Below are 15,361 nucleotides of genomic sequence, written 5' to 3' on the forward strand. Positions count from 1 at the left end.
GAGCGGCCGCGCGGTCAGAGGTCGGCAGCGCTGCCTCGGCGGATGTACCGGGACCCCGTGGGGGTGTTCAGGTGCGACTGCGAGTCGCGCTCGGTCGACAGCGGCCCGGAGACGGTGAAGTAGCGCCGGCCGGCGACGAGAAGCTCCTCCGCGGGGAACTTGGTGATGACCTCGCAGCCGTCCGCGGTCACCACGAGCTCCTCCTCGATCCGGGCCGCGCCCCAGCCGTCCTTCGACGGCCAGTAGGTCTCCAGCGCGAACACCATGCCCTCTTCGAGCACTTCGGGGTGGTCCAGGGACACCAGCCGGGAGAAGACGGGCTTCTCCCAGATCGACAGCCCGACACCGTGCCCGTACTGGAGCGCGAAGGCCGCCTCCTCGTCGGCGAACCCGAACTCCTGCGCCGTCGGCCACACGGAGACGATGTCGGCCGTCGTGGCCCCGGGCCGCACGAGGCTGATGGCCTCGTCCATGTACTCACGGCACCGCGTGTACGCGTCGCGCTGCGCGGAGGAGGCACTGCCGACGGCGAACGTGCGGTAGTAGCAGGTGCGGTAGCCGTTGTAGCTGTGCAGGATGTCGAAGAACGCCGGGTCCCCGGGCCGCACGATGCGGTCCGAGAAGACGTGGGGGTGCGGCGCGCACCGCTCCCCGGAAATCGCGTTGACCCCCTCGACGAACTCCGAGCCCAGGTCGTAGAGGGTCTTGGCCACCATGCCCACGCACTCGTTCTCGCGCACGCCCGGCCGGAGGAACTCGTACAGGTTCTCGTAGGCGGCGTCGACCATCGAGCAGGCGTGGGTGAGCAGACGGATCTCGTCGCGGGTCTTGATGCGCCTGGCCTCCAGGAACACCTGCTGGCCGTCGGCCACCGTGACGCCCGCGTTCTGCAGGGCCGTCAGCACCGGGAGCTCGATGACGTCGACGCCGACCGGCTCGTCCAGGAGGCCGTAGAGCTCCAGCTCGTGCTTGATCTTCCGGGCGACCGAGTCGGCCATCCCGACCAGCGGGTTGATGGCGCCGCGCAGCGTCGAGATGCCGGCGCGGGCACCGCTCGGGTTGCGGGGGTCGGCTCCGTGGTGGGCCCCGTGCGGATCGGCGTCGGGGTGGGCCCCCGAGTGGTCCAGCCACGGGTTGTACAGCTGGTGGTGCCTGGCGGCCGAACCGAAGTCCCAGACGATCGGCTCACCTCCCCGCACCAGCAGGGAGAAGCGGATCATCTTGTCGATCGCCCAGGTGCCGATGTTGGTCGAGGTCATGTAGCGGATGTTGGCGAAGTCGAAGGCGAGGACGGCGCCCAGGTCGGACTCCTCCAACGACGCGCGCAGCCGGGCCAGCCGCTCGTCGCGGAGCCTGCCCATGTCGACGCGGGTTTCCCAGTCGACTGCGTTCGGTCCAAACGTGGGTATCGCCATCTCAAGTCCTTTGCCGAGCGGACACTCGCGGGTGGGGAGAGGCACGCGCACCACCTGCACTCACTCGGTGAGGGTGCCGCGTGCTCTGTTAACCATGCGAAAGGTGCGAAGCGGTCGCTCCGGCCCGCGTGTGAACCATGTGTTAACCGCGCTTGCCGCCCCTTCGGCCCTTCGGTTCCACTCTCGGCACAAGCACCAAAGCGCTGACTGGAGGACTGAAACATGGCTGCAGGGTGGAACTTGGAGGGCCGCACGGCCTTCGTGACCGGCGGTAGTCGAGGCCTGGGCTTCGCCATCGCGCGGGCACTGCTGGAGCGCGGCGCCAAGGTGGCGATCGCGGCCCGGGACGAAGCGGCCGTCAAGGCTGCCGCGGGCCGCCTCGCCGCCGGATTCGCCGCCGGGGACGTGCTCTCCGTCGTCGCGGACGTCAGCGACGCGGAGTCCGTCAACAGCGCGCTGGCGGAGGTCCAGGCCTGGCAGGGCGGCCTCGACATCCTCGTCAACAACGCGGGACCGCAACTCGCCCCGGCGTCCCTCGCCCAGGTCGACGAGGAGGTCGTCGCGGCGGCCTTCGACACGAAGCTGCTCGGCTTCCTCCGCGTCTCGCAGGCCGCTCTCCCGTTCCTCAGCCGGTCCGGCAGCGGCAGCATCGTCAACGTCGTCGGAGCGACCGCGCACATGCTGGTCCCCAACGCCGGCGCCACGGGCATCGTGAACGCGGGCGTGGTCGCCCTCACCAGCTACCTGGCGAGCGAGGCGGCCGCCGACAACATCCGGGTCAACGCGATCTCCCCCGGAATGACCAAGACCGAGGGCTGGCTCACCAAGACCGAGGCCATGGCCAAGCAGCAGGGCAAGAGCGCCGAGGAGGTCCGGGCCGGCATGGTGCAGGGACTCGGCATCCGCCTCAACCGCTGGGCCGAGCCCTCCGAGGTCGGTGCCGCGGCGGCGTTCCTGGCGTCCGACGACGCCAGCTACATGACCGGACAGGTGCTGCGCGTCGACGGCGGTCTGACGAAGCCCGTCGCCTGATCGCGGCCCCCAGGCGGACGCCATCCGAGGCGCCCTCACCTTGGATGGCGTTCCTCGTCCTCGTCGTCGTCCTCGTCGTCGTCCTTTTCCGCGTCCGCGGGGCGCGGACGTCCGGCGAGTGCCCCGCACCATCGACAGCTGGGAGTTACGGGAATGCTGATCGGAATCGTGAGTGAAGCCCGCCGCGGCGAGACGCGCGTTGCCGCGACCCCCGCCACGGTGGTCCAGCTGGTGAAGCTGGGGTACGACGTCGTGGTGCAGCCGGGCGCGGGCACGCTGTCCAGCTTCCCCGACGAGGCCTACGCCGAAGCCGGCGCGAAACTCGGCGACCCGCTCGCCGCCGACGTCGTGCTCGGCGTGAACGCCCTGTCGACCGAGCAGTTGGACGCACTGAAGCCGGGTGCGACGGTCGTGGGCATCATGGCCCCCGCGTTCGAGCCCGCGCTGGTGGCGGACCTCGCCAAGCGCCCGATCACGGCGCTGGCCATGGACGCGGTGCCGCGCATCTCAAGGGCGCAGTCGCTCGACGTGCTCTCGTCGATGGCGAACATCGCCGGCTACCGGGCGGTGGTGGAGGCCGCCCACGCCTTCGGGCGGTTCTTCACCGGTCAGGTGACCGCCGCGGGCAAGGTGCCGCCGGCGAAGGTCCTGGTCTGCGGCGCGGGGGTGGCGGGTCTGGCCGCGATCGGTGCCGCGGGCAGTCTCGGCGCGGTCGTGCACGCCACCGACCCGCGGCCGGAGGTCGCCGACCAGGTCAGGTCGCTGGGCGGCGAGTACCTCCCCGTCGAGGCCGGTGACCCCGGCGAGGTGGAGGTCTCGGCGACCGGCTACGCCAAGGAGATGTCGCGGGACTACAACGCCCGCGCCGCCCAGCTGTACACCGACCGGATCCCGGAGATGGACATCGTCATCACGACGGCCCTGATCCCGGGCCGTCCGGCACCGACGCTCATCACGGCCGAGATGGTCGCCTCGATGAGGCCGGGCAGCGTGATCGTGGACCTGGCGGCCGCGAACGGCGGCAACGTCGAGGGCACGGTCAGGGACGAGTCGGTGGTCACGGCGAACGGCGTGACCATCATCGGCTGGACCGACCTGCCCGGCCGGCTGCCCGCGCAGGCCTCCCAGCTGTACGGCACCAACCTGGTCAACCTCGTGAAGCTGATGACCCCGGGCAGGGACGGCCGGCTGCTACTGGACTTCGACGACGTGGTGCAGCGGTCCATCACCGTGGTCCGCGACGGCGAGTCGACCTGGCCGCCGCCGCCCGTGGAGGTGTCCGCCGCTCCGGCGGCCGCTCCCTCCGGCGCGGCCCGCGCGCCGAAGCCCGCGGGCTCCCGGGCCGAGACGCCGGTGCCGGCCCGGAGGCGGTTCGCCGTGGTCGGAGCGGGCGGCGCCGCGCTGTTCCTGCTCGCGGCCATGTCACCACCCGCCCTGCTGGGACACCTGACGGTGTTCGCGCTCGCCGTGGTGATCGGCTACTACGTGATCGGGCAGGTGCACCACGCCCTGCACACGCCCCTGATGAGCGTGACCAACGCGATCTCCGGGATCATCGTGGTCGGCGCCCTGATGCAGATCGGCCACGGCGAGAGCCCGAACGGCGCGGCGGTCACCGCGCTGTCGACGATCGCGATCCTGCTGGCCTCCGTCAATGTCTTCGGAGGCTTCGCGGTGACCCGCCGGATGCTCTCCATGTTCTCGAGAAGCTGAAGGGCTGTGCGATGTCCGATCTGATGACTGTCGAGACCGGCGCGGCGGCCGCCTACATCGTCGCGGCCCTGCTCTTCATCCTGGCACTGGCCGGGCTGTCCCACCACGAGTCCGCCAAGGCCGGCAAGACCTTCGGCATCGCCGGCATGGCCGTGGCCCTGGGCGCGACGGTCGTGCCGGCGATCGACCACGACATCTCCGGCGTCGGTCTCGCGCTGCTCATCGGCGCGGTCGCGGCCGGTGCCGCGATCGGGCTGTGGCGGGCCCGGGTGGTGGAGATGACCGGGATGCCCGAACTGATCGCCCTGCTGCACTCCTTTGTGGGCCTGGCGGCGGTGCTGGTCGGCTGGAACGGCTACCTGCACGTGGAGGCCGCCCTGGACGGCCCGGGCAGCGCCGAGGCCGCGGCCCTGCGGGCGCAGGACCTGCTCGGCATCCACTCCGCCGAGGTCTTCATCGGCGTGTTCATCGGCGCGGTCACCTTCACCGGCTCGATCGTGGCCTTCCTCAAGCTCTCGGCGCGGATCAAGTCGTCCCCCCTGATGCTGCCGGGCAAGAACCACCTCAACCTCGGGGCCCTGGCCGCCTTCGCCGTGCTGACCACGTGGTTCGTGATCGACCCCGGGCCGTGGCCGCTGGTGGCGGTCACCGTTGTCGCGCTGGCCTTGGGCTGGCACCTGGTCGCCTCGATCGGCGGCGGCGACATGCCGGTCGTGGTCTCGATGCTGAATTCCTACTCCGGCTGGGCGGCCGCGGCGTCCGGGTTCCTCCTGGAGAACGACCTGCTGATCATCACCGGCGCCCTGGTCGGCTCCTCCGGCGCCTATCTGTCGTCCGTCATGTGCAAGGCGATGAACCGCTCCTTCCTGTCCGTGATCGCGGGCGGGTTCGGGATCGAGGCCGGCCCGGCCGGCGACAAGGACTACGGCGAGCACCGCGAGATCACCGCCGAGGGCGTCGCCGAACTCCTCGGCTCGGCCGACTCGGTGGTGATCACCCCCGGCTACGGCATGGCGGTCGCGCAGGCCCAGTACGGCGTCGCCGAATTGACCCGCAAGCTCAGGGACCGCGACGTCAACGTGCGCTTCGGCATCCACCCGGTCGCGGGCCGGTTGCCGGGCCACATGAACGTCCTGCTCGCCGAGGCCAAGGTCCCCTACGACATCGTGCTGGAGATGGACGAGATCAACGACGACTTCGGCAGCACCACGGTCGTCCTCGTCATCGGCGCCAACGACACCGTCAATCCCGCCGCCGCCGAGGACCCGGGCTCGCCCATCGCCGGCATGCCCGTCCTCAAGGTCTGGAACGCCGAGAACGTCATCGTCTTCAAACGCTCCATGGCCTCCGGGTACGCCGGCGTACAGAACCCGCTCTTCTACCGCGAGAACTCCGCCATGCTCTTCGGCGACGCCAAGGACCGCGTCGAGGACATCCTCCGCGTCCTGTGACAGACAGACCGCACCCAAGTGAGAGGACTCTGATGACGAACAGCGCGGACGGCGTCCGGAGCGGCGGCGTGGAGCGGGAAGTGGTCGGTGCCACCTGCGTGCTGACGCTGCGCAACGGCGAGCGGAACCTGCTGAACCCAGGCATCCTCGGCGACATCCGGGCCCAGCTGCAGGAGTGCGACGACAACCCGGACATCCGCGCCGTCCTGCTCACCGGCGCGGGCGACGTCTTCTGCGGCGGTCTCGACATCGCTGCCGTCAAAGCCGGTGCGGACCCCGCTCTGTTCGGCAAGGCGCTGATGGAGACCCTCCGGATCTTCCCCTGTCTGGGGCTGCCTGTCGCGGCCGCCGTCAACGGCGACGCGCTCGCCGGGGGCGCCTCGTTCGTCGCCGCCTGCGATTTCGCCGTCGCAGTGGACAGTGCGCGCATCGGCACGGTGGAGGTCGGCGCCGGGATGTGGCCGATGATCGCGCAAGTGCCCCTCATCCATCGGCTCGGGCCGCGCGTGGCCATGGAGAACATAGGCTCCGGTGAGCCGTTCACCGCGGAGCGGGCCCGCGAGGTCGGTCTCGTGCAGGCCGTGGTCAAGGCCGGCCGAGCAGCCGCGGTCGCCCAGGAGTGGCTCGACAAGGCACTGAGGGCGGCCGGCGCGGGCGCCCCCGGCCGGCGCTCCCTCTACGAGTTCGCGTCGATGTCGTACGACGAGGCGTTCGACGCGTCGCTGCCACGTTTCATCGAGCTCTTCGAGCACTGAACTCCTCGGCGCGCCTTTCGACGTCGGGACGCTCAGGGGACGCCCAGGCACTGTCGGTGGTGTCCGTTACCTTCGGAGCATGTCGATCACCGCACAACTGCGCGACTCGGTGAGGCTGCCGGGTGGAGGCGTTCTCGTCAACGGCTTCGCACTCGAAAGTCGCGCGAACGGGTCGCACCGCGCGCTTCTCCGCAACGGGCACGGGCTGGAGGTCCACGACCTCGACGAGGTGTTCTCGGGGGAGCGCGCGCCGTCCGCGGTCTTCGCCCTGCCCTGGCCGGGGTGGGACCGCGGAGTCGACTCGGTGAGTCCCGACGGCACCTTCGCGGTGTTCTCGGGCCAGCGCGCGGTGCGTGCCGTGGGGACGGACGGGCAGACCCTGTGGGAGTACCGCCACGCCTGCTGGGGACCCGAACTCGACCACCCGCACTCAGGGGACGAGCAGGAGGTCTGCCGCGGCAGCGAGCACGGATCCTGCCGGGTCTCGGACGACGGCCGGCTCGTCTGGGCGCACGTCGTGGCCGGGTCCGCGGAGGAAGACTGGCAGGAACGCTGGGTCGTCCTGGACGCCCGGGACGGACGGGAACTGGCCCGGCTGCCGCTGGACAGCGCCGCAGAAGGCTCGCACCACCTCTCCCACCCCGACGGCGTGCACATGGGCCTCTGCATCGGCATGGGCCAGGACGGCATCCTGCTGCACTGGGCGCGCCGGGACGGCGAGGAGCTCACCGGCTGGGACCTGAACAAAGGCATGGACCGCATCCTGATGGACGTCCACGCGGCGCATCCCGGCTTCCTGACGGTGGAGCACTACGGAGGGGACCTGCGCCTGCACGCTCTGGACGGCACCGTGCTCGCCGAGGCGGTGCCGGAATCGGCCGACGACGAGGAGCGGGATGACGCCTGGGGCTACGACTGCGGCTTCGTCGACGCCGCCACCGTCATCGCCTCGCTGACCGACGCCGACGAAGACCTGACGCGCCACTGGCTGCTCGACGCCCGCACCCTGGAGATACGCGGGGAGGTCACGTATCCCGCGGGCGCGGTCGACAGCTGGATCCGCCCGCTCGGCGACGGGACCTGGCTCACCTACGACGCCCCGGGTGAAAAGCTCAACCGCTGGGCGCGGGCCGCCGATTGAGCCCTGCCGGACGGGCCGGACGTGCAGCGCCCGGGGTGTGATTGCGCCGGCCGGCGGAATCGCACCCCGGGCGGTGGCCCGTCAGCCCTTCCAGACCGTCTTGAGGTTGCAGAACTCGCGGATGCCTTCCGCGGCGAGCTCGCGCCCGATACCGGAGTCCTTCACGCCGCCGAAGGGCAGCTCGGGGAAGGAGACGCTCATGCCGTTGACGAAGACGGCACCGGCCTCGAGCCGGCTGATCAGGTAGCGCTCCTCGTCCGGGTCGGTGGTCCACACCGACGAACTGAGGCCGAAGGACGTGTCGTTGGCGAGGGCCGCGGCCTGTTCGATGCCGTCGACCCGGTGGACCGCGGCCAGGGGGCCGAAGGCCTCCTCCCGGTACAGCCGCATCTCGGCGGTGACCTCCTCCAGCACCGTCGGCTCGAAGAACCACCCCTCGGTGCCGACCGCGGATCCGCCGCAGCGCAGTACGGCACCCTTCGCGACGGCGTCGTCGACCAGTTCGGCGAGTTCGCGCCGGCCGGACTCCGTGGCGATCGGCCCGATCTCGGTCTCCTCGTCGAGCGGGTCGCCGACCCTGAGCGCCTTGGTGCCCGCGACGAAGGCCTCGACGAATTCCTCGTACACCTCGGTGTGGACGATGAACCTCTTGGCCGCGATGCAGGACTGGCCGTTGTTCATCGTGCGGGTGGCCACGGCGGTACGGGCGGCGGCCGGGACGTCCGCGGAGGGCAGCACGATGAACGGGTCGGACCCGCCCAGCTCCAGTACCGCCTTCTTCACCTCCGAGCCCGCGACCGCGGCGATCGAGCGCCCGGCCGGCTCGGACCCGGTCAGCGTGACGGCGGCGACGCGCCGGTCGCGGACGACGTCCTCGACGTGGGCCGCTCCGATGAGGAGCGTCTGGAACGACCCCTCGGGGAAGCCCGCTCGTTCGAAGAGCGTGTCGAGGTACAACGCGGACTGCGGGACGTTCGAGGCGTGCTTGAGCAGGCCGACGTTGCCGGCCATCAGCGCGGGCGCGGCGAAGCGGATCACCTGCCACATCGGGTAGTTCCACGGCATCACGGCGAGCACGATGCCGAGGGGCTCGTACGAGGTGTAGGCAGCCGAGGCACGGACCGCGCCCGGGTCGGCGAGCGGTTGGTCGGCCAGCAGGCTCTCGGCGTTGTCGGCGTAGAAGCGCATCGCGTGCGCGCACTTGAGGACCTCCGCGCGGGCCTGCGCGATCGGCTTCCCCATTTCGATCGTGAGCCGGCGCGCCGTCTGGGCCGCCTCGGTCTCGACCAGGTCGGCGGCCGCCCGCATCCACCCGGCGCGTGTGTCGAAGCCGGTCGCCCGGAGCGTCGCGGCCGCGAGCTCCGCTCGCGCCAGGCGCCGGTTGACCTGATCCTTCGTGAGGGGAGCGAACTCTTCGACGAGTTCACCGGTGGCGGGGTTCACGGTGGCGATCGGCACGGCGTTCTCCTCTGAGGGTAGGGAGGGGGTGGATCAAGATTGGATCCATAGTAGGACTCGCGTGGAGGGTGAACCAGTGATGATGCGACTTGCTTGCTGGGAGTCGCACAAGAATGGATCCATCTACTGATCCGAGGTGGTTAGGGATTTCGCGGGAACGCCGACGCCGCGGCGCGAGCCGGTTCGCTCAGAGAGCCGGGGCGGGGGCGGGGGCCGGGCTTCCGGCCCGCGTCACTGCTTCTCGGCGAAGAGCTCGGGATGCGCGGTGAGTTCGACCCTGGTGCGACGGATGTGCCCCGTGAGGTAGCGCTCGCCGTCCTCGGGATCGCGGCGCCGTACGGCGTCCAGGATCAGCCGGTGTTCGGCGTTGACGATCGTGGCCCGATCGGGGTCCGCGAGCACCATGAACGCGCGGCGGTAGTGCTGGGTGGAGTTCCACAGCCGCTCGGTGATGGCCAGCAGATGGTCGCTGGGGCAGCCCGCGTAGGTCGTCATGTGGAAGTCGCGGTCCAGGAGCAGGAAGCGGTTGACGTCGCTCTGGCTCTCGATCTCGTCCTGGAGCTGCTCGAGGCGTTCCATGTGCTGGTCGCTGAGATGGGGGAGGCTCATGTTCAGCGTCAGCGGCTCCAGCCGCTCGCGCATGCGGTAGTTGGTGTTCACCTCTTCGAGGCTGAGCATCGGAACCCGCGACCCGCGGTTCGGGAACGACTCGGTGAGGCCGTCGGACTCCAGGATCCGCAGCGCCTCGCGCACCGGGATCCGGCTGGTGCCCAGCCGCGCCGCGATCTCGTCCTGGCGCAGCCAGGTGCCTGGCGTCAGTTCGCCGGCGAGGATCTCCTCGCGGAGGATGCCCGCGATGTGCTGACTCCTGACACTCTCCGACCCGCGGGGATCGCGAGCGTGCGGGGGAGTCAAGGACGGTCACCTCTGAACTGGGACGGGGCGCGGTCGAAGGCCTTGCCGTCAGGATACGACACCAGCTCGAAGTGCATCCCCCACGGTGAGAGGAAGTAGACCCACCGCTGCCCCTTCGACGGTCCGGTGCTCGTGGTGGGGCCGCCCAGCACGGGAACGTTCCTCGCCCGCAGGTACGACACGGCCTCGTCCAGGTCCTCGACGTACAGGGCGACATGGTGGCCGCCGACATCGCTGTTGCGCGGCACGGTGGTCCGCGGCGACTCCGCCCGGTACTCGAACACCTCGAAGACGGCCTGCGTGCCGCACCGGTAGAAGCGCAGTTGGCGCATGACGGTGCGCGCGTCGACGTTCAGGTGCTCCGCCATCCAGTCGTCCGTCGCGCCGAACGGGCCGAGTGAGTACAGGTATTCGCAGCCCAGGACGTCCACGAGCCATGTGTGGGCTTCGTCCAGGTCCGGCACCGTGAATCCGATGTGGTCGAGGCGTATGAGGCCGGGCAGAGCCATGATCTTCCTCCTTTGGATCCGAAAGCATCACGATGATGGCCTGCTGGCGGCGAGAAGTCGAGAGAAGTCTTGTTATTGGATCCAACCTTATGGCAGGGTCGTCCGGGCCGGTCCACTCCGGACGATCGAAGGGGGCACCCGATGCCTGCGGAACACAGACTCGAAGCGAAGGCCGCGTGGTCGGAGTTCGTCGTCACCCAGGACGACTGGGACGCCGCGGCTCCTGACCTCCTGACGGGCATGCTCAGCCAGCTGGTGCTGATCAGGACCTTCGAGGAGTACGTCCTGGAGCTTGCCGCGGACGGGCTGATCCATGGTCCCGCGCACTCCAGCATCGGCCAGGAGGGCGGCGCGGTCGGCGCATGCTTCGCGCTGACGACGCAGGACACCGTGAACGGCTCGCACCGCGGCCACCACCAGTTCCTCGCCAAGGTGCTCGCCCATCTGCACCCGAAGGGCATCGACCCCACGAAGCCGTTCCCCGAGGACGTGGAGGCCGTGCTCCTGCGCAGCCTGCGCGAGATATGCGGCCTGGACCGGGGGTTCAGCCACGGCCGGGGCGGCAGCATGCACCTCCAGTGGCACGAGGCCGGCGCCATCGGGACCAACGCGATCGTCGGCGGCGGGGTGCCGCTCGCGGCCGGATCCGCCTGGGCGCACAAGAGGTCCGGCACCGACGCCGTCGCGTTCACGTTCTTCGGCGACGGCGCGATCAACATCGGATCCACTCTCGAGACCCTCAACCTCGCGGCGGCCTGGTCGCTGCCGCTGTGCTTCTTCGTCGAGAACAACCAGTACGCCGTCTCCACCCACGTCTCCGAAGTCACTGCCGAGCCGCGGCTGTCCGGTCGCGGCCCGTGCTTCGGCATCCGGAGCTGGAAGGTCGACGGCATGGATCCGCTGGCCGTGTACCTGACGACGCAGCAGGCCCTCGGGCACATGCGCCGCGGCGACGGACCGACGCTGATCGAGGCCGATGTGTACCGCTACTTCCACCAGAACGGTCCCTTCGCCGGCTCGGCGTTCCGGTACCGCACCAAGGAGGAGGAAGCGCAGTGGCGTGCCCGCGACCCGCTCGACACCGTCGTACGGCACCTGGTGCGCCGCAGAATCCTCACCAAGAAGGCGGTCGCCGACACCGTCGCGCGCGCCAAGGCACTGATGTCCGGACTCGGCGACGTACTCCTGGAGGCACGGCCCGGCGGCAAGCCGGGGGAGCGGCGCATCGTTCCCTCGGAGTGGCCGGGCCCGGCCTTCGTCGACGAAGGCGTCCGCGGCGACCTGTCGGAGCTGGCCGGCATCGAGTTCACCGACACCGAGGACCACGCCGGTGAGCTGACCGAGGTGAAGTTCATCGGCGCCGTCGCCGGCGTGATGGGACGCCGCCTGGAGACCGATCCCCGTGTCGTGGTGATGGGGGAGGACGTGCACCGGCTCAACGGCGGCACCAACGGCGCCACCCGCGGACTGAGCGAGGACTTCCCCGACCGCGTCATCGGGACGCCGATCTCGGAGAACGCGTTCACCGGCCTCGGCGGTGGGCTCGCCCTCGACGGCCGCTACCGCCCGGTGGTCGAGTTCATGTACGCCGACTTCATGTGGGTGGCGGCCGACCAGTTGTTCAACCAGATCGGCAAGGCCCGTCACATGTTCGGCGGCGAGGGCAAGGTACCGTTCGTCCTGCGCAGCAAGGTCGCCACCGGCACCGGCTACGGATCGCAGCACTCGATGGACCCGGCCGGCGTGTTCGCGACGGCGGCGGGCTGGCGCATCGTCGCCCCCTCGACGCCGTTCGACTACGTCGGCCTGATGAACACGGCCCTGGCCTGCGACGACCCGGTCGTGGTCCTGGAGCACGTGGACCTCTACAACTCGACGGGGCCAGGACTGCCGGACAACTACGACCACCACCTGCCGGTCGGCAAGGCCGCCGTACGCCGCGAGGGCGCGGCACTGACCGTCCTCACCTACCTGGCGATGACGCCGGCCGTGCTCGACGCCGTCGCACAGACGGGGGTGGACGCGGAGGTCGTCGACCTGCGGTGGCTGGACCGCGCCAGCCTGGACTGGGACACGATCTCCCGTTCGGTGATGAAGACCAACCACGTGCTCATCGCCGAGCAGGGCGCCCTCGGCACCTCCTACGGCGGCTGGCTGGCGGACGAGGTCCAGCGACGGCTGTTCGACTGGCTCGACGCCCCGGTCGAACGCCTGACGGGCGGCGAGGCGTCGCCGAGCATCAGCAAGGTGCTGGAGCGCGCCGCGTTCGCCTCCACGGACGAAGTCGTCGCCAAGCTCAGCGAGTTCGCACGGGAGCAGAACCATGGCTGAGCTGCTGCGCATGCCCGAGATCGCCGCCAACACGGCCGAGGCGGTCCTGGAGTCCTGGAACGTCTCGGTGAACACCCCCTACGCGGCGGGCGATCCGATCGTCACGGTGGAGACCGAGAAGGCCGTGGTCGACGTCGAGTCCGAGCACGACGGCGTACTCCTGCGCCTCCTGGTGGACGCGGGCACGACGGTCGCGGTCGGCACCCCGATCGCGGTCTGGGGGGCGCCGGACGAGCCCGCCGCCGACGTGGACGCGCTGGTGGCCGCCCTGGGCGGCCCCGGTGGGACTCCCGCCGATCCGCCACCGCGAGCTCCGGTCGCCGGTCGAACCGAGCGGGAGACGACGTCCACGCGCCTCTTCGCGAGCCCGCTGGCCCGACGCCTCGCACGCGAGCTCTCGGTCGATCTGGGCACCGTGGCGGGGAGTGGCCCACGCGGCCGGATCAGGCGGCCGGACGTCGAGGCGGCCGCGGCCGCCGGGAGGGCGGAGCCGAAGGCCCCGCGGCAGGACAGCGGAGAGCCCCGGCCCCCGGTGGCCGCGGCGCGCTTCGTCGACGTGCCCCACACGCGCATGCGGGCGGCCATCGCCCGCCGGCTGACGGAGAGCAAGCAGCACACGCCGCACTTCTACCTGCGCGCCGGCGTACGCGTCGACGCACTCCTCGACCTGCGGCAGCAGATCAACGCCGGCCAGGACGTGAAGGTGTCGATCAACGACATGCTCGTCAAGGCGGTGGCCTCCGCGCACGCGAGGGTCCCCGCGATGAACGTGCAGTGGAACGGCGACTCGATCCGGCACTTCACGGACGTCGACATCGCCGTGGCCGTCGCCACCGACGGCGGTCTGGTCACCCCCGTGGTCCGCGCCGTCGACTCCCTGTCGCTGGGCGGTGTCGCCAAGGTGACGAAGGATCTGATCGCCCGTGCCAAGGAGCGCCGGCTCCGGCAGGACGAGCTGGAGGGCGGCACGATCTCGATCACGAACCTCGGCATGTACGGGACCGAGGACTTCGCGGCGATCATCAACCCGCCGCAGGCCGCGATCCTGGCCGTGGGCGCCGTCCGGCAGGAGGCTGTCGTCGAGGAGGGCGCGGTCGTCGTCGGCTCCGTTCTGCGGCTGACCCTCGCCGTCGACCACCGGTCGGTGGACGGTGCCACCGCGGCAGAGTGGACGAAGGCGTTCGTGGACGTGCTCGAGCACCCGCTCAGGATCCTGCTGTGAGCACCGGCGAACGCGACGAGGAGAGGACCGCGCGATGACCGAGACCACGTTCGACCTGGTGATCCTCGGAGGCGGATCGGGCGGATACGCGGCCGCCCTGCGCGCCGCGGACCTGGGTCTCAGTGTCGCCCTGGTGGAGGAGGACAAGCTCGGCGGGACCTGCCTGCACAGCGGCTGCATCCCCACCAAGGCCCTGCTGCACGCCGCCGAGGTGGCCGAGGTGTCGCGGCACGCCGCGTCGGTCGGCGTCCGCGCCTCCTTCGAGGGGATCGACCTGCCCGGCCTCCACGCCTATCGCGACTCCGTCGTCGACCGCCTCTACAAGGGCCTGCGGGGACTGGTCGCCTCCCGCGAGGTGACGCTCGTCCACGGCCACGGACACCTGGTGTCGCCCACGGCCGTGCGGGTCGGCGAAGTGACCTTCTCCGCGACGAAAGCCGTCGTCCTGGCCACCGGGTCCGTCGCCCGCAGCCTGCCCGGGCTCGACTTCGGCGGCCGGGTCCTGTCGTCCACGGAGGCGCTTTCCCTGCCCGAACTGCCGCGCAGCGCGATCATCCTGGGCGGTGGCGTCATCGGTGTCGAGTTCGCGAGCCTGTGGCGGTCGTTCGGCGTCGACGTCACCGTGGTCGAGGCGCTGCCGAGCCTGGTCCCCGGTGAGGACCCGTCCTGCGGCAAGGCCCTGGAACGTGCCTTCCGGCGCCGTGGAATCGCGGTGCGCACCGGCGTGCGGGTGGAGGCCGTCGCGCAGGACGAGAGTCGCGTCTCGGTCAGCCTCGACGCCGGCGCGCCACTGGAGGCCGACGTCCTGCTCGTCGCCGTCGGACGGGGACCCCGTACGGCCGGCATGGGCTTCGAGGAGGCCGGGGTGAGCCTGGAACGGGGATTCGTCCGGGTCGACGAGAGCCTGCGCACCCAGGTTCCCGGGGTCTACGCCGTGGGGGACATCGTCGAAGGTCTCCAGCTCGCGCACCGCGGCTTCCAGCACGGCATGTTCGTCGCGGAGGAGATCGCGGGTCTCGGCCCCACCCCGGTCGCCGACGACTGCGTTCCCCGCGTGACCTACTGCGACCCGGAGATCGCCTCCGTCGGCCTCACCGAAGCGCGGGCCAAGGAGAAGTTCGGGGTCGACCGGGTGGAATGCGTCGAGTACAACCTCGCCGGCAATGGCAAGAGCCAGATCATCGGCACCTCCGGCTTCGTGAAACTCGTCCGTGAGAAGGACGGCCCCGTGGTGGGCGTCCACATGGTCGGCGCCAGGGTGGGCGAGCTCATTGCGGAGGCGCAGCTCGCGGTCGCCTGGGAGGCCCATCCCGACGATGTCGCCCCCCTCACGCACGCCCATCCGACCCAGAACGAGGCACTGGGGGAGGCGTTCCTCGCCCTCGCGGGCAAGCCCTTGCACGCGCACGGCTGAGGGCG

Annotated in this window: 12 protein-coding genes; 8 read left to right on the forward strand and 4 right to left on the reverse strand. The window is 70.6% G+C overall.

Annotated features, from left to right (window positions below):
• Positions 1-14 precede the first annotated feature (14 nt).
• Positions 15-1,415 carry a M24 family metallopeptidase gene (locus tag ACIP9H_RS37170; RefSeq protein ID WP_401590952.1) on the reverse strand — a complete coding sequence of 467 codons (1,401 nt, stop codon included), beginning with the start codon at positions 1,413-1,415 and terminating at the stop codon, positions 15-17.
• A gap of 222 nt (positions 1,416-1,637) precedes the next feature.
• Between ACIP9H_RS37170 and ACIP9H_RS37175 the strand changes: the two genes are divergently transcribed.
• The 5 genes from ACIP9H_RS37175 (at position 1,638) to ACIP9H_RS37195 (ending at position 7,507) form a co-directional block, all read left to right on the forward strand.
• The gene (locus ACIP9H_RS37175; RefSeq protein ID WP_401590954.1) at positions 1,638-2,447 is read left to right on the forward strand and encodes an SDR family NAD(P)-dependent oxidoreductase; all 810 of its coding nucleotides are present in this window, start codon (positions 1,638-1,640) and stop codon (positions 2,445-2,447) included.
• A 153-nt stretch (positions 2,448-2,600) separates the two neighbouring features.
• Positions 2,601-4,160: a Re/Si-specific NAD(P)(+) transhydrogenase subunit alpha gene (locus tag ACIP9H_RS37180; RefSeq protein ID WP_401963395.1), complete on the forward strand. Its 1,560-nt coding sequence runs from the start codon at positions 2,601-2,603 to the stop codon at positions 4,158-4,160.
• Positions 4,161-4,183: 23 nt separating this feature from the next.
• Complete coding sequence (gene pntB, locus ACIP9H_RS37185; protein WP_401963421.1) at positions 4,184-5,611, forward strand: Re/Si-specific NAD(P)(+) transhydrogenase subunit beta; 1,428 nt, start codon at positions 4,184-4,186, stop codon at positions 5,609-5,611.
• Positions 5,612-5,643: 32 nt separating this feature from the next.
• Complete coding sequence (locus tag ACIP9H_RS37190) at positions 5,644-6,366, forward strand: enoyl-CoA hydratase/isomerase family protein (RefSeq protein WP_401963397.1); 723 nt, start codon at positions 5,644-5,646, stop codon at positions 6,364-6,366.
• A gap of 79 nt (positions 6,367-6,445) precedes the next feature.
• Positions 6,446-7,507: a hypothetical protein gene (locus tag ACIP9H_RS37195; RefSeq protein ID WP_401963399.1), complete on the forward strand. Its 1,062-nt coding sequence runs from the start codon at positions 6,446-6,448 to the stop codon at positions 7,505-7,507.
• 81 nt (positions 7,508-7,588) lie between these two features.
• Here ACIP9H_RS37195 and ACIP9H_RS37200 read toward each other — a convergent pair whose 3' ends face one another.
• From ACIP9H_RS37200 to ACIP9H_RS37210, 3 genes are all read right to left on the reverse strand, one after another.
• Positions 7,589-8,965 (reverse strand): NADP-dependent succinic semialdehyde dehydrogenase, encoded by a 1,377-nt coding sequence (locus ACIP9H_RS37200; RefSeq protein ID WP_401963401.1) that lies wholly within the window; start codon positions 8,963-8,965, stop codon positions 7,589-7,591.
• 231 nt (positions 8,966-9,196) lie between these two features.
• Positions 9,197-9,880, reverse strand: a complete 684-nt coding sequence (locus ACIP9H_RS37205; RefSeq protein WP_401590968.1) for a GntR family transcriptional regulator — start codon at positions 9,878-9,880, stop codon at positions 9,197-9,199.
• Positions 9,877-10,389 (reverse strand): VOC family protein, encoded by a 513-nt coding sequence (locus tag ACIP9H_RS37210; protein WP_401963403.1) that lies wholly within the window; start codon positions 10,387-10,389, stop codon positions 9,877-9,879. Before ACIP9H_RS37210 ends, ACIP9H_RS37205 begins: the two co-directional genes overlap by 4 nt.
• Before the next feature lie 141 nt (positions 10,390-10,530).
• On the opposite strand from ACIP9H_RS37210, the gene ACIP9H_RS37215 reads away from it, so the two are divergent.
• The 3 genes from ACIP9H_RS37215 to lpdA are packed head-to-tail and all read left to right on the forward strand — an operon-like array spanning position 10,531 to position 15,356.
• Positions 10,531-12,720: a thiamine pyrophosphate-dependent enzyme gene (locus ACIP9H_RS37215; RefSeq protein WP_401963405.1), complete on the forward strand. Its 2,190-nt coding sequence runs from the start codon at positions 10,531-10,533 to the stop codon at positions 12,718-12,720.
• Entirely contained in the window at positions 12,713-13,942 is a 1,230-nt protein-coding gene (locus ACIP9H_RS37220) for a dihydrolipoamide acetyltransferase family protein (protein ID WP_401963406.1), read from the forward strand. Before ACIP9H_RS37215 ends, ACIP9H_RS37220 begins: the two co-directional genes overlap by 8 nt.
• Before the next feature lie 34 nt (positions 13,943-13,976).
• A complete protein-coding gene (gene lpdA / locus ACIP9H_RS37225; RefSeq protein WP_401590979.1) occupies positions 13,977-15,356 on the forward strand; it encodes a dihydrolipoyl dehydrogenase in 1,380 nt (459 codons plus the stop codon).
• Positions 15,357-15,361: the final 5 nt, after the last annotated feature.

The sequence above is a fragment of the Streptomyces sp. NPDC088732 genome, assembly GCF_044751205.1.
Lineage (GTDB): Bacteria > Actinomycetota > Actinomycetes > Streptomycetales > Streptomycetaceae > Actinacidiphila.

Bases quoted from the DNA above. Each gene is read 5' to 3' on its own strand.
- ACIP9H_RS37170 (WP_401590952.1), bottom strand. From the start codon at position 1,415: ATGGCGATACCCACGTTTGGACCGAACGCAGTCGACTGGGAAACCCGC.
- ACIP9H_RS37175 (WP_401590954.1), top strand. From the start codon at position 1,638: ATGGCTGCAGGGTGGAACTTGGAGGGCCGCACGGCCTTCGTGACCGGC.
- ACIP9H_RS37180 (WP_401963395.1), top strand. From the start codon at position 2,601: ATGCTGATCGGAATCGTGAGTGAAGCCCGCCGCGGCGAGACGCGCGTT.
- pntB (WP_401963421.1), top strand. From the start codon at position 4,184: ATGACTGTCGAGACCGGCGCGGCGGCCGCCTACATCGTCGCGGCCCTG.
- ACIP9H_RS37190 (WP_401963397.1), top strand. From the start codon at position 5,644: ATGACGAACAGCGCGGACGGCGTCCGGAGCGGCGGCGTGGAGCGGGAA.
- ACIP9H_RS37195 (WP_401963399.1), top strand. From the start codon at position 6,446: ATGTCGATCACCGCACAACTGCGCGACTCGGTGAGGCTGCCGGGTGGA.
- ACIP9H_RS37210 (WP_401963403.1), bottom strand. From the start codon at position 10,389: ATGGCTCTGCCCGGCCTCATACGCCTCGACCACATCGGATTCACGGTG.
- ACIP9H_RS37215 (WP_401963405.1), top strand. From the start codon at position 10,531: ATGCCTGCGGAACACAGACTCGAAGCGAAGGCCGCGTGGTCGGAGTTC.
- ACIP9H_RS37220 (WP_401963406.1), top strand. From the start codon at position 12,713: ATGGCTGAGCTGCTGCGCATGCCCGAGATCGCCGCCAACACGGCCGAG.
- lpdA (WP_401590979.1), top strand. From the start codon at position 13,977: ATGACCGAGACCACGTTCGACCTGGTGATCCTCGGAGGCGGATCGGGC.